The organism is Nocardia sp. NPDC049707, assembly GCF_040674855.1.
In the GTDB taxonomy this organism is placed as follows: Bacteria; Actinomycetota; Actinomycetes; order Mycobacteriales; family Mycobacteriaceae; genus Nocardia.
The window spans coordinates 68,447-89,112 of sequence record NZ_JBFANN010000011.1; the positions used below are offsets into that span (position 1 = coordinate 68,447).

15 protein-coding genes are annotated in these 20,666 nt (G+C 66.7%); 5 read left to right on the forward strand and 10 right to left on the reverse strand.

Annotation, left to right across the window (positions count from 1 at the left end):
- Window positions 1-3: 3 nt before the first annotated feature.
- Window positions 4-393 carry a YchJ family metal-binding protein gene (locus AB0J29_RS13160; RefSeq protein ID WP_364784037.1) on the reverse strand — a complete coding sequence of 130 codons (390 nt, stop codon included), beginning with the start codon at window positions 391-393 and terminating at the stop codon, window positions 4-6.
- Between the two features lie 253 nt (window positions 394-646).
- Here AB0J29_RS13160 and AB0J29_RS13165 point away from each other — a divergent pair, with 253 nt between their 5' ends.
- Window positions 647-772, forward strand: coding sequence for a hypothetical protein (locus AB0J29_RS13165; protein WP_364784040.1), 126 nt, complete (start codon window positions 647-649; stop codon window positions 770-772).
- Between the two features lie 310 nt (window positions 773-1,082).
- Here the strand turns inward: AB0J29_RS13165 and AB0J29_RS13170 are convergent, their stop codons facing one another.
- Together AB0J29_RS13170 and AB0J29_RS13175 are read right to left on the reverse strand one after the other, a co-directional pair.
- On the reverse strand, window positions 1,083-1,442 hold the full coding sequence (locus tag AB0J29_RS13170; RefSeq protein ID WP_364784043.1) for a hypothetical protein: 360 nt from the start codon (window positions 1,440-1,442) through the stop codon (window positions 1,083-1,085).
- Window positions 1,443-2,127: 685 nt separating this feature from the next.
- Window positions 2,128-4,554 carry an AAA family ATPase gene (locus tag AB0J29_RS13175; RefSeq protein ID WP_364784046.1) on the reverse strand — a complete coding sequence of 809 codons (2,427 nt, stop codon included), beginning with the start codon at window positions 4,552-4,554 and terminating at the stop codon, window positions 2,128-2,130.
- A gap of 474 nt (window positions 4,555-5,028) precedes the next feature.
- Here AB0J29_RS13175 and AB0J29_RS13180 point away from each other — a divergent pair, with 474 nt between their 5' ends.
- The 4 genes from AB0J29_RS13180 to AB0J29_RS13195 all read left to right on the forward strand — a co-directional run bounded on the left by AB0J29_RS13180 (window position 5,029) and on the right by AB0J29_RS13195 (window position 13,156).
- Window positions 5,029-7,890 carry a DUF5691 domain-containing protein gene (locus AB0J29_RS13180; protein WP_364784049.1) on the forward strand — a complete coding sequence of 954 codons (2,862 nt, stop codon included), beginning with the start codon at window positions 5,029-5,031 and terminating at the stop codon, window positions 7,888-7,890.
- A 14-nt stretch (window positions 7,891-7,904) separates the two neighbouring features.
- A complete protein-coding gene (locus AB0J29_RS13185) occupies window positions 7,905-8,987 on the forward strand; it encodes an AAA family ATPase (RefSeq protein ID WP_364784315.1) in 1,083 nt (360 codons plus the stop codon).
- 115 nt (window positions 8,988-9,102) lie between these two features.
- Window positions 9,103-11,661, forward strand: a complete 2,559-nt coding sequence (locus AB0J29_RS13190) for a DUF5682 family protein (RefSeq protein WP_364784318.1) — start codon at window positions 9,103-9,105, stop codon at window positions 11,659-11,661.
- Window positions 11,662-11,995: 334 nt separating this feature from the next.
- Complete coding sequence (locus tag AB0J29_RS13195) at window positions 11,996-13,156, forward strand: VWA domain-containing protein (RefSeq protein WP_364784052.1); 1,161 nt, start codon at window positions 11,996-11,998, stop codon at window positions 13,154-13,156.
- Window position 13,157: 1 nt separating this feature from the next.
- Here AB0J29_RS13195 and AB0J29_RS13200 read toward each other — a convergent pair whose 3' ends face one another.
- The 7 genes from AB0J29_RS13200 to AB0J29_RS13230 form a co-directional block, all read right to left on the reverse strand.
- On the reverse strand, window positions 13,158-13,982 hold the full coding sequence (locus AB0J29_RS13200) for a phosphatase PAP2 family protein (protein ID WP_364784055.1): 825 nt from the start codon (window positions 13,980-13,982) through the stop codon (window positions 13,158-13,160).
- Between the two features lie 417 nt (window positions 13,983-14,399).
- Window positions 14,400-16,928: an FtsX-like permease family protein gene (locus AB0J29_RS13205; RefSeq protein WP_364784058.1), complete on the reverse strand. Its 2,529-nt coding sequence runs from the start codon at window positions 16,926-16,928 to the stop codon at window positions 14,400-14,402.
- Window positions 16,928-17,704, reverse strand: a complete 777-nt coding sequence (locus tag AB0J29_RS13210) for an ABC transporter ATP-binding protein (RefSeq protein WP_364784061.1) — start codon at window positions 17,702-17,704, stop codon at window positions 16,928-16,930. Before AB0J29_RS13210 ends, AB0J29_RS13205 begins: the two co-directional genes overlap by 1 nt.
- Window positions 17,705-17,841: 137 nt before the next feature.
- Window positions 17,842-18,240 carry a hypothetical protein gene (locus tag AB0J29_RS13215; protein ID WP_364784064.1) on the reverse strand — a complete coding sequence of 133 codons (399 nt, stop codon included), beginning with the start codon at window positions 18,238-18,240 and terminating at the stop codon, window positions 17,842-17,844.
- Window positions 18,237-18,455: a type II toxin-antitoxin system HicA family toxin gene (locus AB0J29_RS13220; RefSeq protein WP_364784067.1), complete on the reverse strand. Its 219-nt coding sequence runs from the start codon at window positions 18,453-18,455 to the stop codon at window positions 18,237-18,239. The genes AB0J29_RS13215 and AB0J29_RS13220 overlap by 4 nt, the downstream gene beginning before the upstream one ends.
- A 96-nt stretch (window positions 18,456-18,551) precedes the next feature.
- A complete protein-coding gene (locus AB0J29_RS13225) occupies window positions 18,552-19,130 on the reverse strand; it encodes a TetR family transcriptional regulator (protein WP_364784070.1) in 579 nt (192 codons plus the stop codon).
- An 11-nt stretch (window positions 19,131-19,141) separates the two neighbouring features.
- Window positions 19,142-20,608 carry an FAD-dependent oxidoreductase gene (locus AB0J29_RS13230; protein WP_364784073.1) on the reverse strand — a complete coding sequence of 489 codons (1,467 nt, stop codon included), beginning with the start codon at window positions 20,606-20,608 and terminating at the stop codon, window positions 19,142-19,144.
- Window positions 20,609-20,666: the final 58 nt, after the last annotated feature.

Sequence of the window (20,666 nt, forward strand, 5' to 3'; positions counted from 1 at the left end):
CCGTCACGGTTCGATGATGCCGTCGAGGTAGACCCAGGCGCCGTCCACGCGGTGGAATGTGCTGACCTCGTGCAGAGACCCGCGTCGACCGTGGACTCGGTAGTGGGCGATGAATTCCACGGTGCCGGTGTCGTCGAACGGTCCGCCGCGCTCGGTGCGCACGATTTCCAGGAATCGCCAGCGCTGGTCCGGATCCAGTTCGAGCGTTCGCGGTCGGGTGCGTGGATGCCAGGACCGGAGCAGGTATTCGGTATCGCCGACCGCGAATGCGGTGTAGCGCGAACGCATCAGCGCCTCGGCCGTCGCCGCGGACCGCTCCCCCGCCAGCACCGGTCCACAACAGACCCCGAACGCCTCCCCACGCTTACACGGGCACAGCTCCGACTCATCCATAACTGGAGAATCTTGCTCGCCGCGCGCCCCTTGATCAAGATCAGGTGGTACTGGCGGCGGAGGCTTCTCGGGCCGATGCCGCCATGGATTCCACCTGATCTTGATCGGATACTCGGGGGCTCAACGGCGCGAATGGATTTCGGAGTGGCGATGGTCCGGCGTGTCATGCGGAGTGTCGCGTCAAGGTGTGCTGACGGCGGCGATCCGGGGAGTTCAGAGCGACGAATCACGGTGTGAACGTGGGGAAGTGTCGATGACGATCAAGGAGCCCGCCATGGGACTGCTGAATGTGTTGAATATCTTGGGTACCGGTTCCGCGATTGCCTCGACCAGCATTTCGCTACTGACCAGCATCATCGGGCTGTTCGGTTCGTCCTGATACCGCGCGCCGCCAAGGCAATGCGGCGCAATAGCTTCGATGGATCCGTTGCGCAGTGGTCCGCAGGTGCGCGGGCGTGCCGATGCGCCGCAGCGTCGACCCGCGCGGCACAGATGAAGTTGGGCCACGCCCAGCAGACGCCAGGCCGGACGCGGAGACCGACACCAAGCCTCGGGCACATTGTTGATCACGTCGGCCGGTACGGCGGCCGACGTGGCGACGCGGGCCGATGCGCCCACGCGCTACTGCACTGGTGAGCGACGCCAGCAATGCGCCGCTACATCAGTGTGCGGCAGTGGCAATGCGTTGGTCAGCGAGTGACGGCTGTGGCTAGTGAGGTGGCGATCGCGGCGGTCTGCTCGCGCCAGCGGCGTAGTTCGGTGACGCTCGGGGCGAGTTCGTAATCGTGGTGGTGGGCAGCGCGGGACAAGGCCGCCCATACCGTCGCGACCTGCGCGGCGGTGTCGTCGCCCGCGAAGACACGCAGTGCGAGCAGTTGGGCGCGCATCGGACAGCGCGCCAATTCCGGTGCCACCCTTAGCCACAACTCGTCGACGGACTGCTCGAGCGCAAGCCGCAGAATCCACACCGTCGCCCGTGACCACAGCCCGTCGGCATCGGTCACCGACCCGTCGAGCAACCGATCCACCGCATCGAATCGCTCGGCCACCGTCGGCCGCGGCGGATGCGGTTTCCCGGTCCCCGGGTTACGCGCACCGCCCCGCCGCCCTCCGCCACCCGCGTTCCGCTGCCGAGCTCCCCTGCCCCGCTGAGTTTTACGCCCTTGTCGCCCCGCGCCGCCTTCCCAGCCCGGGTCGCCCGACCCACCTGCCCCGGCTTGCCTTCCCGCCCAGCCGATTCCGCCCTGCCTGATCGACTTCCCTCGCGAGCCACTGTCTTTCCGATCCGCAGCGTCCCGTCGTCCCTCGGCACCGCCTATACCCCCACCGGCTCGACGACCCGCTACCTCCCGCAGCTCCGCACCGCCCTGCTGCCCCTCGACTCTTCGCCGACTCCCCCCGCCCTGCCGTCCCTCAGCACCGCGAGGGTCCGCATCGCCCAGCCGATCTTCCCCGGCCTGCCGTTCCTCCACGTCTGGCCGACCAACAGCACCCCGCAAACCCGCACCGGCTTGTCGCCCCCTGGAACCCCGCAGATTCTCACCGCTCGGCTGATCCGCAGCACCTCCAAGGCCAGCATCATCCCCGGTGCGCCCGTGATCACCAGCGCCTCGCAATTCCGGGTTGCCCTGTTGATCACCATCTCGCGCCCGGCCGTCGTCCGCGGCGCCCGACGCGCCCGCGTCATCACGCGAACTCACCGCCGCCTCCGGGCTATCGATGCGCGGCAGTCGTTCATCGGCGTAGCCAGCCGACGAACTTCTCGGTGTCCGCGATCAGGTCGCGCATGCTGCGGCCGATCGGGACGTGGGCACCCGCGGTGGCGTCGCGGAGGGCGTCGACGACCCATTTGCCTTCGCGGGCGAGGTGTTTGTTGAGGTCGTCCACTCGGCCCTCGATGCCCATGACCGCCAGTGCGACCATGGCGCGGGTTGTCTGGGCGCCTTCGATATGGCGTTCGACCTCGCGGTGGTCCATGCCTTCGGCGAGCAGATTGCGCCGGGCTCTGGCCAGGCTGGCCGCTTCCACGGCAGAGCGGCAACAGGTGGCCACCAGTTCATCGGCGATCGCCGGGGGGAGTTGGGGCGTGCGGACGAGGGAGCGGGCGTCATCGAGGTAGCGGCGGATGGGGTCGCTGGATATCCGTACTTCCACTACCGATCGCTCGCGGCGCTGCACCTCCAGCACGCTGGCGTCGAGTTGCATGCGCCGCACCGCCTCGGCCAGCCGCTCGTCATGGGTGAAGACGATCACCTGCCGCGTCCACGCCATGACCTCGAGCACCCTGGCCAGTCCGTCCACCTTCGCCGGATCCATGGCCTGCACCGGGTCATCGATCATGACGAAGCGAAAAGGACTGTCCTCCACCGTCGCTCGCGGCAGAAACAGTGAAAGTCCGAGAGCGTGCAGCTCGCCCTGACTCATCACCCCGAGCGCGGCACCGTCCACCTCGTCGACGGTGACATCGAGCAGCACCCGCCGCGCGGTTCCGGCATTGCCCTGCAATCGAATCGCACCGAGTTCGACATTGCTCTGCTGACGCAGTGTGCGCCACACCCAACGCGCCGTTGTTTCCAGCGGCGCCATCCGCTCCCCGCGCAATCCGGCCGTCGCGGATTTGAGCCAATCCTCGGCACGCTTGAGTGTGCGCAGTTCGCTGCTGTTCGCGACGACCGCACGGGCCCCCTCCAGCCAGCCGCTGATGCGCGGCACCAGGGGCGACCACACCTCGTCGAGGCGGTTCAGTTCCTTACGGGTGCCCTGCTGCAGCAACTCGAGTTCATCGACCAGGCGGGTATGCGCACCGCGCAGCCGATCCGCCAGATCGGGCGTGTAATCGGCACCGGTAAGCGCCGCCCAGTCCGTCCAGGCGCGACGCACCGCGGTGGTGTCGACGGTAGGCGGATTGCGCGGGTCGAAATCCAGTTCCGGAGGGATGTGGTCCGGTAGCGCGCGGGCGTCGCGGACGGCCTGCCGCAGCGCGGCCCGAGCGGTCGCGAGCGCGTCGACTCGGGAGGTCAGCTCGGCAATGGCGGCTTCCGCCCCACGCAACCACGTCGCGTCCAATTCGCCGCGCCCGCAGACCGGGCAGGCACATTCCCCGCTGGCTCCGACATGCGCGCGCGCTCGCCGCAGCAATTCCAATACGCGCAGATCAGCCTCGGCATCCGCGGTCGAATCGCGAGCAAGCACCACGCGGCACTCTTCGAGGCGCGCGGCGATGGCTTCCACCTCGGCGCCCGAGGGCAAGACCAGCCGCACGATGGCCCGCAACCCATCCGGCCCCACCGGATTCTCTGCCGTGCCGAGGATTTCGCGACCGATGGCCGTGAGATCGGGGCGGTCCGGGCGCAGCAACGCCGCCATCCGCACCGCACGATCGTCGGCCACGGCACCGAGCGCGGTCACCAATTCTATGCGTTCCTGACGCGAATCCCGTGCGGCGCGTTCGAATTCCAGTCGACGGGTGCGAATCCGCTCCTGCGCCATGGTCAATTCGTCGAGGCCGAGCAGCCGGTGCAGCGCGTCGAACAGATCGCTCGGTTTACCGTCGACGAGCGCGCCGAGTTCGCTATAGGACAAGAAGGGGCGATACAGTTCCAGCAAACCCGCCCAACGATCGCCGTCGAAATCCGTTGGCGCGGAGCCTGATCGCTGCTCGGTCCAGTGTGCCTGGGCCAGATCGGCCTGCGGCGACCACTCTTTGGCGATGGTCAGTTCGGGATCTGGCCCGGCAGTGAGCAATTCGAGATCGATCCGCGCCTCGCCGCCGTCGTGCAGATTCCGCCAGCCCTCGCGCCACGCCGCCGAGCGGCCGTCCCAGCGGCGATTGCTGCCGGTGAGCACCAGTTCGGCGGCCTCGGCGAAGCTCGACTTACCACTTCCGTTGCGGCCCACCACCAAGGTGAGGCCGGGACCCGGCGGCAGCTGAAGCGTCGCCTCGGGGCCGATGCCACGGAAGCCGCGTACCCGGATCGCACGCAGGAAGATGCCGGAGCCGTCGAATTCGGTTGTCAGATCCTCGGATTTGCCACCGCCGAGGGCGCTGAGCACGGCATGCGTCACATCGGGGGTGACCGCGGGATCCGCTGCAAGCCGCCGGGATACCACTTCGGTCAGGCGGGGCACCGCCGCAGTATCGGTTCCGGGATCTGTACGCATGGGTAACCCCCTACACCACCGAACCGCGGCACATCCTCCAACCCCGCTTGGGGATCACTGTTGAAAGCTCAGCGAAACGGTACCCGATGGCGTCGAATTCGCCCACAGCGGAGCCGTTTCGCGTGGCCGGGCGGGGAAAAGCGAATCTGCCCGCGGGGATGGTATGGCCATCGAACAGGCTGGGCCCCACTCGATGTCCACCCCTCGCCAACCCCGGCGGGCAGCTCGATGGTGTGTCACCCGATGTGGGTGGCTCGGTCGGAGCCGAACAGGACAGAATGCCAGAATCGGGCAACCAGCGCAAGACAATGTGCCCGCCGAATCTGTCATCCGCGCAGCGTATTCCAGAGAAATACCCGCTCACCACGTAACTTGTCGGTGGGCTGCGATAGAAATTCGGCAACCGAGTAACGGGGGAAGACATGACATACAGCCGATCCGGGGCCACCGGATGAACCAGGCGGGAGCCATCACATGACCGCGCCGTGGACCGAGGAGCAGGTCAGCGCGCTCGCACCGGATGCGAGTTCGCTATCCGCCGCGCGCACGCTCGCCGGGCGCTGGCACGGCACCGGGCAGTTCGACACCGCGCTGTGGGGCCTGTGTCAGGGCAGCGGCGCCAAGCCGTATCAGACGATCGTGGATCTGGCGGGTCCGGCGTACAAGTGCTCGTGTCCCAGCCGCAAGTTCCCGTGCGAGCACGCACTGTCGCTGTTGCTCGCCTGGTCGGGCGGTGCGGTCGCCGCGGCGAGCGCGATCGCGGACTTCGCGGCGGAATGGATCAACGCACGCGTGGTCCGCGCGGCCGAGCCCGCCACCGCCCCGCAGGCCGGCACGCCCGATCCGGCGACCGCGGAACAGCGGCGGGTGCGGGTGACGGCAGGTCTGGCGGAACTCGATATCTGGCTCGGCGATCAGGTGCGCACCGGGCTGGCCCAGTCCGATCGCTCGTTTCGCGCTTTCGAGGCGATCGCGGCGCGCATGGTCGACGCGCAGGCTCCCGGTGTCGCCGCCGCACTGCGCCAGCTGCCGAACACGGTGGTGACCAGGGCGGACTGGCCCGATGTCGTACTCGCCGAGTATGCGCGGCTGCATCTGCTGATCGCCGCGCATCGCCGCCTCGACGAATTGTCGCCCGAGCTGCGGGCCAGTGTCCGCACTCATATCGGCTATCCGACATCGGGCGAATCCGTCCGTGCCGAACCGGCGGTCCGGGATCAGTGGCAGGTACTCGGCATCCGGACCAGCGAGGAAGAGCGGCTGTATACGCGCCGAACGTGGTTGTACGGCAGGCGAACTCGACGCTGGGGCCTGCTGCTCGAGCACTCCTTCGGTGCACCGAGCTTCTCGGCCGAGGTGCCGCTGCCCGGCATGATGGCCGAAGCGGATCTGCACTACTACCCGGGCGGCGCGCCGCTGCGAGCACTCTGGGGTGCACGGCATGGCCCGGCCGAACCGTTCACCACGCTGCCGGTCGCCGATGGGTCGATCGCCGCCGTATTGACCGAACATGCCGAGGCGCTCGCCGGCGATCCATGGCTGAGATTCCGACCGGTGCTGCTCACCGATGTCATGCCGGTATGGACCGAAAATGGCTGGTATATCACCGAATCCGGCGGCACGGCACTACCGGTTGCGGCCACCGAGCAGCCGTGGCGACTGCTCGGGGTGTCCGGCGGGCATCCGGTGACGCTAGCCGCCGAATGGAGTGTGGCCGGATTGGTGCCGATCTCGGTATTCACCGCGGGTGAGGTCATCGATGTCGGCAGCGCGGAGCTCGGCACACATGCGGCGTCGCATGCGCCCGCCGCGCCGGTGTCGGAGGAGCTGACCTCGGTCGCGCTGCTCGGCACGGCCCGCAGGGCGGCCGATCCCACGCGGCTCGAGGCTCCGGTGGCCGCCGCCGCGACCCGGTTGCGCACCGATCCGGCACTGCTGCTGCTCGAATCCGCTGCGCTGCGTGGCGCTTTCGCATGCGGCGGCGTATCCGTCAGCACGGCAACCAAGCCCGAACCCGCTGCGGACGACGACCGTCGACTCCTGCCCCGGGCTGCGGCATCCCGCCTCGCCCGTATGTTGCGGGATCGATCCGCTTTTCTGCCCGAATGGTTCGCGGCCGCAGCACCAGGCGAATATCGCGCCCCGGACGCACTGTGCGCGCTACTGCTCATGCAGGCGAAGGCGAATACCGAACTGCGCGAGCCGCTATTGCGCCTGGCCGGAACCCGCGGCCGCTGGTTGGCCGACCAGCATCCGGACTGGCGCGACCTGGTGCGGCAAACACCGTCCGATGCGCCGACAGAGCAGAGCTGGCAGTTCGGCCAGCCGCCCGAACGGCGCGAATGGCTCACCGATCTGCGTCATCGGGATGCCAAGGCCGCACGTGTGGCACTGACCGCGTCTTGGCCGAAGGAATCCGGTCCGCTGAAAGCGGAGCTATTGGCCCTCCTCGCCGAGGGGATTTCGGCCGACGACGAACCGCTGCTCGAGACGGCATTGGACGACCGGCGATCGGATGTGCGCAGAATCGCGGCCGGATTGCTACCACTGCTGCCGGATTCGGCATTCACGCAGCGCATGACTCGGCGCGCGAGCGCATGGGTCACGGTCGAACATTCGCCGCTGCATCCGAATCTGATTGTCCGGGTGCCGGAGGAGCTCGACGATGCCGACCGCAGGGACGGCATTACCGACCGCACCGTGGAGTTCACCTATCGCTGGGACGGCGCGCCGGATCTGCGGGCAGGTCGCCTGCGGCAACTCGTCGCGGCGACACCGTTGACGCACTGGGCGTCCGAACTCGGCGCACCGGATAAGGCCACCCGGGCCGAGATCAGTGACAGGTTCCGGCAACCGCTATTCGACGGTTGGGTGGATGCCGCACTGGCACAACATGATCCGACCTGGGCGCGGGCACTGTTCGATGCCGGGGTGCCGACCGATCTGGCGATGCTTCGGCGCCGCGAATTGTTCGCACTGCTACCGCTGCCCGATCGCACCCGGCATCTGCTGCAACTGGACGGCTCGTGGCTCTCCGAGCTCGAGGCGTTGCTACCGGCGATGGGCCATCCGTGGCCGGAACCCCTTGCCCAACACCTATTTCTGTTGTTATTCGAACGCGCACGTGCCGCGGCCAAACGCCCCGAAGCGCATGGCACCGGCCCGAGCGCACATCGGTCGCTGCTGTCTGCGGCGGCCGTGCACGTGCCCGTCACCGCGGCGCGGACGGCCACCTCGGTGGCACGCCGCTGCGCCGATCCCGATTGGGAGCGAGCCTTCGATCAGCTCGCCCACGACCTCAACCACCGCTCGATGATGCTCGAGGAGTTGCAGTGACCACTACCGATTCGATGCCGGAGCTGTTGCGTCCGCATGCCGAACAGGCCTATGCCGAGGAACTGCGCGCACTGGCCGCGATCGACGATCGGCCGCGGCCGCCGTCGTGGCAACTGTCGCCGTGGGCGGTGGTCACCTATCTACTCGGTGGCACGCTCGATGACGGCACGGTGATCACCCCCAAGTACGTCGGACCGCGCCGCCTCATGGAGGTGGCGGTCGCGACGCTGGCGACGGATCGGGCGCTGCTGTTGCTCGGCGTGCCTGGCACCGCGAAAACCTGGGTATCGGAACACCTTTCGGCGGCGATCGGCGGTGCGTCGACGCTGCTCGTACAGGGCACATCGGGCACTGCAGAAGAGGCGATCCGCTACGGCTGGAACTATGCGCGGCTGCTCGCGGAGGGGCCGAGCGAAGGTGCGCTGGTGCCATCGCCGGTCATGACCGCGATGCGTCGCGGTGCCATCGCCCGGATCGAAGAACTCACCCGTATTCCGTCCGATGTGCAGGATGCGCTGATCACCGTGCTGTCCGAAAAGACGCTGCCGGTACCGGAACTCGGGATGGAGGTGCAGGCCGCCAAGGGCTTCAATGTCATTGCCACCGCCAATGACCGCGACCGTGGCGTCAACGACCTGTCCTCCGCACTGCGCCGCCGTTTCAATACCGTCGTGCTGCCGCTGCCAGCCAGCGAGGACGAGGAGGTCGCCATCGTGACCCGCCGGGTCGAACAGCTCGGCTCCGCACTCGAACTTCCGACGGTTCCGACCGCGGCCGAGGAGGTGCGCCGAGTTGTGCGGGTATTCCGCGAATTGCGCTCCGGTGTGACCGCCGACGGCCGCACCAAACTCAAGACCCCGTCCGGCACGCTCTCCACCGCCGAGGCGATTTCGGTGATCACCAATGGCATTGCCCTGTCGGCGCATTTCGGCGATGGCACCCTGCGGGCATCCGATATCGCGGGCGCGGTACTCGGCTCGGTCATCAAGGATCCGGTGGCCGACGCCGTCATCTGGACCGAATATCTGGAAGCCGTTGTGCGCGAACGCCCGGAGTGGTCCGACTTCTATCGCGCCTGCCGCGAGGTCACCGGATGAGGGCGCAAGGCCGCCGACTGATTCGAACGCACCGCATGTGCAACCGGGGGGTGACACAGTGAGCAAGACGAACACGGCCGACGACGACCAACGCAGCGCCGCCCCGACAGGTCCGGTGACCCGGGTGTTCGGCATCCGCCATCACGGCCCGGGCTCGGCCAGATCCCTGCGCACCGCGCTGGAGCAGTTTCGCCCCGACGCTATTCTGATCGAGGGCCCGGCCGATGCCGACCCCTTGGTCGGTTACGTTGCGGCCGAGGGAATGTCGCCGCCCGTCGCGCTACTGGCCTATGTGCCGGACCAGCCCGCCAGGGCCGCGTTTTGGCCGTACGCGGTGTTCTCGCCGGAATGGCAGGCGCTGCGCTATGCGGTGGAACACGAGGTTCCGGTACGGTTCTGCGATCTGCCCGCGACCAATGTCCTGGCCGCCGAGAACGAACCAGGCGACCGCATCGACCCGCTCGCCGAGTTGGCCGCCACCGCTGGCTACGACGATGCCGAACGCTGGTGGGACGCGGTGGTCGAATCCGCCGCCGACGCGGACGCTTTCGAAGCGATCACCGAGGCGATGGGTGCGCTGCGCGAAGCCACGGAACGAGGCATGTTCACACCCGGAACTGCCACGGCCACAACCGAAGACCCTTCGCCGGGGCAATCGCCCGACCAGGAGCGCGATATCCCGCTGGGTGATCGCTCGGCCCTAGGTGGCGCTGGCGGCGAGGCGCTCGAGCCCGACAACGAACCCGCGTCCACTGCACATGATGGGTCGGTCAGCGACAACCCGCTGACCGACGACGCAGCGATCGAGATCGACACCAACAGCGCACACGCGGCGGCTGGGGGTCGAGTCCCTACCTCGCGCCCGGCATCCGATGACCTGCCAAGCCATGCCGCACAAAGATCGGCCAGCGACAACCCGGCGCGCGGCGACACAGTCGGCGAAGCGGTCCGGCTCGAAGATGCCGAGTGTGAGCCCATCGGCATCGACGCGCACACCTTGCGGCGTGAGGCGTATATGCGACAGACGATGCGTAAGGCGTTGAAGGAGGGAGCGCAGCGGCTTGCGGTGGTGTGCGGGGCGTGGCATGCACCGGTGTTGGCCGGAAAGTTGGGGCCGGCGACGGCCGATACCAAGTTGCTCAAGGGTCTTGCGAAGGTGAAAGCGACAGTGACCTGGGTGCCGTGGACGCATTCCCGGCTGGCGACGACCTCGGGATACGGTGCCGGAATCCCCTCACCGGGCTGGTACCACCACCTGTTCACCGAGACCGAGCAGCCGATCGCGCGTTGGCTGACGAAGGTGGCGGGGGTGTTGCGCGCGCACGATCTGCCGGTCTCGAGTGCACACATCATCGAATCCGTCCGGCTCGCCGACACACTCGCGGCGCTGCGAGCTCGGCCGCTGGCCGGGCTGTCGGAAGTCACCGAGGCGGTGCGGTCGGTGATGTGCGCGGGCGACGAGACGATGCTGCGGCTCGTCGCGTCCGAATTGGTGGTCGGCGAGGCGCTCGGCGCGGTTCCCGATGGCACGCCGACCGTTCCGCTGGATGCCGATCTGCGTGCCCGGATCCGGACGCTGCGGCTGAAGCAGGAAGCCCTGTCCCGCAATCTCGATCTCGACCTGCGCAAGGAGCGCGAAGTCGAGCGCTCCCGGCTGCTGCACCGGTTGCGCGTACTCGGAATCGAGTGGGGCACACCGACAACCGGCGAAGTACGCAGCACCGGCACCTTCCGCGAATCCTGGACCCTGCGGTGGCGGCCCGAATTCGCCGTCTCGATCATCGAGGCCTCCCGTTGGGGCACCACCATCCGCACCGCGGCGGAAGCCAAAATCCTCGATACCGCCGCTCGCGAAGACCGGACCGTCGGCAAGCTCACCGCCGCACTGGAGGTCGCATTCCTCGCCGACCTCGGCGACGCCATCAACGGCCTGATCACCCGCCTGGAATCGACCGCGGCACTCGACCACGACATAACCCATCTGCTCGCCGCCCTCCCCAACCTGACCCGCACGCTGCGCTACGGTGACGTCCGGGGCACCGATACCAAGACACTCACCCACGTCGCCGACGGTCTGCTCGTGCGGATCTGCGCCGGCCTGCCCGGCGCGGTCACCGGCCTCGATACCGAAGCCGCCGAACAACTCCGCACCCAACTCGATGCCGCGCACATTGCCATCCACACCCGCGACAACGACTGGGCCAGCGGCGAATGGCTCGCCGCCCTGCACCGCCTCGCGGATCGCGACGACGTGCACGGCGCCCTCGTCGGCCGCGCCGTCCGATTGCTCGCCGATGCCGGTCGCATCGACGAATCCGATTCCGCACGTAGGCTTTCCGCCGCACTCTCGATCGGCAATACCGCCGCCGCCAAGGCCGCCTGGATCGACGGGTTCCTCGGTGGTCGCGGTCTGCTGCTGGTCCACGACCGAGAGTTGTTGCGGCTCATCGACGATTGGCTCCGCGGACTCGGTGACGATATGTTCGTCGAAATCCTGCCGCTGCTCCGCCGTACCTTCGGGGCCTTCGAATCCGGCGAGCGCCGCGCCATCGGCCAGGCGGTCCGCGACGATGGCTGCGGCGCATCGCGGGCCGACGATGGCGCGACCTTCGATGTGGAACGAGGACTCGTCGCCATGCGCACGGTCGCGGATATCTTGGGGGTGCGGGTATGAGTCCGCGCGACCCACGCCAATTCAGCTCGCCGCGAGGTACATCGGCGTCGGCACAGCCTTCGATGCCCATCGCCGCCGGGACTCTCGGGAGCGTCGGGATGGCGCAACGCACCGAGACCCGGTCGCGGGCGCATTACACGGACCCGAGACAGTCGGGAATTGCGCCCGCCGGTCCGGCAGCACCACGCGCGCGAATTCGCCTCGCCGCAGCGTCCGATGCCGCGGTTACGGGAGGCAGTCCGCGAGCAGCCGAAGGCGATCCGGCAATACCGCACCCGGCCCGAACCACGATGTGGCGGCATCCTGCCGTCACCTACCTCCCCGGAGTGACCGGATGAACGCGATCGATGAAACCCAGGCCAGGCGTTGGCGTCTGGTACTCGGCACCGCCGCCGAACAACCCCTCGGCGGTTTGGGTTCCGCGGACGACGAGGCGATGGACCGAGCCTTGGGCGCGGTCTACAACACCGACGACCAGACCTCCGGTAAGCGCTCCGCCGGACTCGGCGGCTCCGCGCCGAAGGTGGCCCGCTGGCTCGGCGATATCCGCACCTACTTCCCATCCACCGTCGTCGAGGTCATGCAGCGCGATGCCGTCGATCGCCTCAATCTGACCCAACTTCTGCTGGAACCGGAATTGCTGGAAGCGGTGGAACCCGATGTACACCTGGTCGGCACCCTGCTGAGCCTCAATCGGGTCATGCCCGAAACCACCAAGGCGACAGCGCGAACGGTGGTCGAGAAGGTGGTCCGCGAAATCGAACAGCGCATTGCCGCGCATACCGTCGCCGCCGTCTCCGGCGCGCTGAATCGCGCCGCCCGCGTCACCCGACCTCGGCTGCGCGATATCGACTGGGATCGCACCATCCGCAAGAATCTCGCCAACTACCTCCCCGAGCATCGGACGGTGGTGCCCGAACGCCTGGTCGGCTACGGCCGCAAGTCGCAGGCGGTGCGCCGCGATGTCGTCCTCGCCATCGATCAATCCGGCTCGATGGCCTCCAGCGTGGTCTATGCCTCGGTCTTCGGCGCGGTGCTGGCCTCCATGCGCTCGCTGAAAACGTCCCTGGTCGTTTTCGATACCGAGGTCGTCGACCTGACCGAACAACTCGCCGATCCGGTCGAGGTCCTCTTCGGCACCCAACTCGGCGGCGGCACGGATATCAACCGCGCCATCGCCTACGCCCAATCCCTCATCACCCGCCCCGCCGACACCCTGTTCGTCCTCATCTCCGATCTCTACGAGGGTGGCATCCGCGAGGAGATGTTGCGCCGCGTGAATGCCATGCGGGAATCCGGCGTCCAGGTGGTCGTCCTGCTCGCCCTCTCCGACGACGGCGCTCCCGCCTTCGACCACGACAACGCCGCGGCTCTGGCCGCCCTCGGCATCCCGGCCTTCGCCTGCACCCCCGACAAGTTCCCGGACCTGCTCGCCCTGGCCCTGGATCGCGGCGATATCCAAGCCTGGGCCAACCGGAATGCCGGAACCAACTGAGTCACCGTGTCGGCACCGGCTGCGGACCCACCGGCCCCATCACACCCCACGCCGTGGCCGAGGCAGGCACCACCAGCGGATGCAGCAGCGCTGCCAACCCGAGCAGCACAACCGCGATTATCGCGTCGAGCCAGTAGTGATTGCCGGTCCCGACCACAACCACCGTGGTGAGTACCGGATGCGCGAGCGCCAGCCATCGCCAGGAACTACGGGTCGCCGCGACCAGGGCGAAGGCCAGTAGCAAGGCCCACCCGACATGCAGCGAGGGCATTGCCGCGAACTGATTCGAGAGCCCGCCGGAATCCGGTGAGCCATAGACGGATTGGCCATACAAGGCAGCGAGGTCGACGAATCCGTATTCGGGCAGCATGCGCGGCGGTGCGAGCGGTAACAGCACATGCACCACCAGCGCGGCTCCAGTCAATGCCACCATCAGATTGCGAGTCCAGCGATAGTGCTCCGGCCGGAAAACCCACAGCCACAACAGCACTCCGACCGCCACCGTGAAATGTGCGGTGGCGTAATAGAAATTGGCCGGTACCGCAAGAAAATCCCGATACCGGAATACTGCCTGCACCGTGGTCTCCTCCGGCAGCCCGAGCCTATCCTCGAATTCGAGTATGGCCCTGGCATTGCCGAGTGCATCCACGGTGTTGTCGGCGGTGCTCATCCGCCCGACCCGATAGGCCAGATACAGCACGGTGGTCACGGCGAGTTGTCGAACCGCATCGCCGCCGCGGCCGCGCACCGCCCTCATCTTCTCGGCGATGCCGCGCAACGCGGATGAAAAATCCACGTTCGGACCACCGAGACCCACTGCCACCATTGCCAGCGGCCTCCTTCCCCATCCAACCCCGGCCGCCATCTGCGTTAAACGGAGTAACAACCTCCGTTTAACGTAGCATCAGTCGTTAGCAAGGCTCAGCACATTGTGATCTGACAGACACAGCTGTGGATCACCATGCAGTTCGTGGATGGTGTCGATTCCGCGACAGCCGCCGCGGAATCCCGCCCGAGTGGCGCACCACGCTCGATGCCGGTCCGTTCATCGAACGCTCGGCCGCGGAATTCGGCATCGAATGTGGGGATCGGCCTGACCCGGCAACGCACTGTTCCTCGATGACCTGCGTGACCTCGGTGTATGCCGAGTCACGGTCGGCGGCGGCATCGGAACCACTGCGCCGAGCGACACCTCCCGTGCGTTGGCGGCGAAGTGGAACGCCTGCTATTTCCCGAGGTAGACCTACAGATCCGCGATGGCGGCCAGCGGTGGCGTACGGGCGGCCCGGATGCCCGGCCACAGCGCGGCGAGCACACCGACCACGGCCGAGCTGATGAGCACCAGCACCAGTTGGTTCCACGGGATGGCGATCTCGTCGATACCCATGTCACGCAGAGTCCGCAGGAAGCCGACACCGAGACCGAGTCCGAGCAGCATCCCGACAATCGCACCGAAGACCGCAATCAGCATCGATTCCAGATAGATGGTCCGGCGCACCTGCGCCCGTTGCATACCGACCGCACGCAACATGCCGATCTCCCGACGCCGCTCCACCACCGATAGCGCAAGGGTATTGACGATACCGAGAATGGCGATCACGACCGCGAGCGCGAGCAGTCCGTACAGGATGGCGAGCAGCGTATTGATCTGCTTGCCCTGCGCGCCCTTGAACTCCTCCCGGTCCTGCACCTGAACCACGACGAACTGCTCGGTCGCATTCTCCAGATCGGTCCGCATCTGAGTCAGATCGGCACTGGGCTTGGCCTTGACGAACATGAACAGGTTGGTCCGGAAGTTGGCCGGCATCACCTCTTCGTACATGGCCGGCGACACCACCAGCTGGCCGAGCAGCGGCGTTTTCTTGTAGATGCCGACCACCTTGACCGGAATCTTCTTGAACCCCAGGCTCGTCACGCTGACCTGATCGCCGACCTTCCAGCCGCGCTTATCGGCCTCCTCCTTCGACACCATCACATCGTGATCACCCAGCGTGCTGGTGCCCTTGATCATGTCGTAGTTGATGACGCTGTCGGGCGAGCCGTCGAATTCGGTGCCGCCGATCTGCTCGTCGCCGATCTTGAGCGCGACGCCGCGCAAGCCGACCACATCCGCCACCCCGGGCACCGATTTGCGCACGGCATCACCCGCGCCGAGCGGCACACCGATCATCTGCGGTCCGGCCAGCACATAGTCGGCCTTCACCCCCTTATCGACGAGCACGCTCACGCTGGCCTTCGCCGATGCGCCGAGCATGCTGATCGCGGTCACCAGCATCAGACCGAGGGTGAGCGCGAAAGCCGTCGCGGCAGTGCGCCGTGGGTTGCGCGCGGCATTATTGCGCGACATCCGGCCGATCGGTCCGAACGGCCGCAGCAGCACCCCGAGACCGCCCACCACTGGCCGCGACAGCGCGGGCGCCGCGAGCAGTACCGCGAAGATCAGGCCGAGCGCGCCGATCCCGACCGTCAACGCGGCATGGCCGCCGGTCTTCTGCGCACCGAGTACCACGAGCACCACACCCGCGACGGCCAACGCAAAGCCGATCCCGGTCCGCAGCCGCAGCGACTCACCGGTCGAGGCGAACTCCTCGCGCATGGCCTCCACGGGCGGGATCTTGGCGGCGCGGCGGGCGGGCGCATAGGCACTGACCACCGTCACCAGCAGCCCGATGAACAATCCGACGATCACCGTGCGCGGCAGCACCGTCAATGATCCCGTCGGCAGGCCGAGATCGAACGCGTTGAGCAGTGCCGAGAGTCCGAACGCCAGACCGATGCCACCCGCCAAACCGATTGCACTGCCGATCAATCCGATGACCAGCGCCTCCACCACAACGGATCGGCCGACCTGTTGTCGACTCGCGCCGACGGCGCGCAACAGCGCCAGCTCGCGCAACCGCTGGGCCACGATCATCGAGAAGGTGTTGTAGATGATGAAGGTGCCGACGATCAGTGCGATCGCGCCGAAGGCGAGCAGGAAGTAGTTGATGAAGTTGAGCGCGTTGGAGACTTCCTTCTTCAGATCGACGCGCACCTGATCGCCGTTCTGCACCTTGTAATCCACCAGGACATTGGCGATCTTGTCGCGCAATTCGTCGGCCGATATACCGGCAGCCGCGATATCGACGTAGGCGACATGCGAGCCGTCGGTGAACAGCTGGCGCGCCTGTGCGTCGTCGAACAGCACGCCGATGAATCCGCCGGTATCCGAGGAGACTTCGTAGATTCCGGTGAGGGTGACGTCGATCGGGTTGCCGTGTGAGGGAATCAGCACCTTGGTCTTGTCACCGACATGCAGACCCGCGCGTTCGGCGCCACCGGTATTGAGCGCGATTTCGCCCTCGTGCGCGGGTGGGACGCCCTGCACGAACTTATTCGGTTCGGCGACCGCCTTATCCGGCGGAAGGTAGGACTGACCGAAAGTCGGTGCGCCACCGGTCTGTACGGCCTTCTTACCGTCCGGATACAGCAGCACCAGCGGTCCGTTGACGCTCGGCGCGACCGACCGCACCCCATCCATCTTCGAGATCTGATCGACGACACTGAGCGGAATGCCCTGCGCCTGTAGCTTCTGCGGGCTCACCCGCACATCGACGCCCTTGGCCTGATTGGCGAAGATCCCGTCGAAGGTCCGCTGAAGCGTATCGGTGAACACGAATGAGCCTGCGATGAACGCGGTGCCGAGTACCACCGATAGCAGGGTCAAGGCCAGGCGCACCTTGTGCGCCGCGAGATTGCGCAAGACCACCTTGCGCATCGGTTTACCACTCATTACGCCTGCTCCAGCGACTTCATCTTGTCGAGCACCGATTCGGCAGTCGGATCGCGTAACTCGTCGACAATGCGACCGTCCGCGAGGAACACCACCCGGTCGGCATATCCCGCCGCATGCGGCTCATGGGTGACGATGACGACCGTCTGCTCGAATTCGTCCACCGCCGCGCGCAGGATCGAGAGCACCTCCTCCGAGGCGCGCGAGTCCAGATTGCCGGTCGGCTCGTCACCGAAGATGATCTCCGGCTTACCGGCCAGCGCCCGCGCGCACGCCACCCGCTGCTGCTGCCCGCCGGACAGTTCGCTCGGCCGGTGCGTGAGTCGATCGGTGAGCCCGAGCCGCTTGATGACCGTATCCAGCCAGTCCTGGTTGGGCTTGCGACCCGCGATATCCAGCGGCAGGGTGATGTTCTCCTGCGCGGTCAGCGTCGGCACCAGGTTGAAGGCCTGGAAGACGAAGCCGATGCGATCGCGCCGCAGCCGGGTCATCTGCTTATCGGAGAGTCCGGCGAGATCGGTATCGCCGATCCGCACGGTTCCGGTACTGGCGCTGTCCAGGCCCGCCAGGCAGTGCATCAGAGTCGATTTGCCCGATCCGGACGGCCCCATGATCGCGGTGAACTCCCCCTTCATGAACTCGGCCGATACCCCGTCCAGTGCCCTGACCTGTGTATCACCGTGACCATAGATCTTCACCAGGTCGACGGCGCGAGCCGCCACAGTAGTGGCGGCAGCCGTTTGCTCGAGGTCGGCACCCAGGGCATGCGAAGTCATGCAACCCAGTCTGTCGGGTCTCGCGCGCCCGCGCCATCCGGAACCTCCCCCAACCGTCGAGGTCACAATGAACCCTTAGAACTATTCCGACCCGCCAGACCGAAGACCCGCGGCCGATGGCCGAGTCCTTGTCGGTATCACTTGGCCAGCTGTCCGACTCGCTGGCGCGCTACACCGAGCAGAGTTGCGACATCGACGTCGGGAACATCTTCGCGCCGGAGCTCCTTCACGAGAGCACGCTGTTCAGCATTGAGTTGGTTCGACAGGCGGTCGATTTCCGCACGAAGTTCGGCAATGCGTTCGGTGCGCATTTGCAGGTCATGCGCGTCGCCGAAGTCGTCGACAATCACATGCGTTTCGACCCGAGAAAGCGGAACATCGAGCTTCGCGGCAATAATCGTGCGCGCCTCATAGCCGACGTCGGTCAGATGCCGTGCTTGTCCACACGGATCTTGCCCATACACATCAGGGATAGTGATTTCCCACCATCGCCCAACGCGGCTCGCGTGAATGTCGTAGGTGACAGCCTTACTCACTGTTCCTCCTTCGGGCAATCGCAGGAGTCAACGGCCCTGTTGATGGTGCGGACCACACCCGGCGAAATGGTGCGGTGGCCATCCGGAACACTCACGTCGTGCTTGCTGGTCGGACACCCGTAGATGGTGTGACTACCCGCACCATCGCGCAGCGGGGACCAACCGGCCTCCTTGAGTGCCTTGAGGACCTTCCTGGTCGGCTGCTCCGCGATCACGAATCACGCTAGCATGATAGCGAAAAATTCGGCAAGCCCACTTGCATAAGTCTAATGCGGCCGTGATCGCCGCGCTTGAAATTCCGGGACCGGCCGCTACTTCAGGATGAGCAGCGCCGATTTCTCGATGCGGTCGGCGATTTCGGAGTAGGAGGCATAGCCCATACCCGCGCGGACCAGGGCACCCGCGTAGACGAGTTCCAGGGATTCGACTACGTCCCGGTCGGCGTCGGGGCCGAGGGCGCGCACCAGCCGTTTGCGGATTTCCATCCCGATCCGCGCACGCAGGTGAGCCACATCCGGATCGCGGCCTAGCAGGGCGCTGGTCACCGCACCCGAGAGTTCTTGTTCGTCGGCGACCAGCATGGCGATATTGCGGAGTTCGGCGATGACCCGGATGGTGGGATCCGGGTCATCGCTGACCGGAGCCGAGCTGGCGAGCAGGCGACGCCAGAAGACCTCGGCGACGAGGTGTTCCTTGGAGGAGAAGTAGGTATATGCCGTGGCGGTGCCGACGCCGGCCGCCGCGGCGACCATGCGGACGGTCATCCCAGCGAAGCCTTCGCGCGCAAGCACTTCCACTGCGGCCCTGGTCAGCTTGTCGACTGTGTCGGCCTGCTTCTCGGTGAGGCGACGCCGGGTCGCCTCGAGGATGATGGACTCGCCTTCGGACATGTGTCCAGATCCTACTTTGCGGCGGCCCGACCGGCGCGCCGGCCATAGAAGCTGCCGTCACCGAGGGACGCACCGCTCACATAGCCACCAGCACAGAGCCCGGAGGTGCAGCGACCCGCGGCGAACAAGCCGGGAATCGGTTCGCCGGAGACGTGCAGCACCCGCGAGTCCAGATCGGTGTGCAACCCGCCGAGGGTGAACCCCGCGGTGAATCCGCGCATATCGAAGGCTGCGAGCGGGGTGCCGATCGGCTTGACCCACTCCGGCTTCTTGCCGAGCAATGGATCCTTGCCATCGGCGGCGTGCAGGTTGTAGCAGTCGATGGTGCCCTGCAATGCGCGCTCCGGCAGCCCCATATCGGACTCCAGCTCCGCGACCGTCTCGGCCACCCAGGTCGGCGGCTGCCGGAAGAACGGCGTGGATGTCACCGTGGCCAGCGCGGCCTCGAGCGACTCCTCATCGATGATCAGAAATGCTTGATTCTCCTGCTGGATCAGCGTCGCCTGCCCGATCCGGCCCGGATAGGTGTCCTCCGGGATATAGCGCTGACCGCGCCCGTTGACCAGAATGCCACGCGCCAACAGCTGCGGATCACCGAAGAACGCCACCTCGGTGGCGTCCATATGCGCCAACTCCGCGCCCAGCGCCTGCGCGACCAGAATGCCGATGCCATCGTGCTCTTCGATGGCGGCGGCGGGCCGCCCGATCAGCCGCGGCGCATAGCCCTCGACCATCTGCTGGTGGTAGGCGAAACTGCCGGTGGCGAGCACAACCGCGCGTTCGGCGCGAATCGCGACCTGCTTGCCGAAGCGGGTCGCGATGACGCCGACCACCCGATCGGTCTCGTCGATTACCAGCCGCCGGATCCGGATGTCGTATTCGACACGGACACCGAGACTTTCGGCGGTATCGGCGAGCGGCTTCATCAGCATGTAGCCGCCGCTCTTGGCACCGATCTTCTTATCCGCCATTTGCGGAACATGGCCGCGTGGAGCGGGTTTCGCGATCGCATTGAACGGCGCGGCATTCTCGCCGCCGGAGTACATCAGCCCTTCGTCGTGCGGCGGTTCCCAGCCGGGCTCACCCCAGAACTCCTGCTTGAACGGCACACCGCAGGAAACCAGCCAGTTGTAGTGCTCGACGCTGTTCTGGCAATAGTCCGCGATCTTGGCCCTGTCCTGTCCCGGCCCCAGCGCAGCCTGCAGGAAGGTCTCCATATTCTCCGGCGTGTCCTCGAAGCCGAGCGCCTGCTGCAAGGGGGTGCCACCACCGAGGTAGATGAATCCGCCCGCCATGGCCGCCGCACCGCCCCAGCCGCCGGTGCGTTCCAGGATCAGCACGTCGGCGCCGGCGCGCGCAGCCTCGATGGCGGCACAGACCCCGGCGATGCCGTATCCGGCGACGACGACATCCGCCTCGAAATCCCATGCGGCGATGGCGTCGGCGCGCAGCGGCCGGATCTTTGTAGCATCAGACATGTTTCGGGTTCCTCACTTGCTCACGTCTTGTCCACCCGCTGCCCGGCCGCCACCGCTC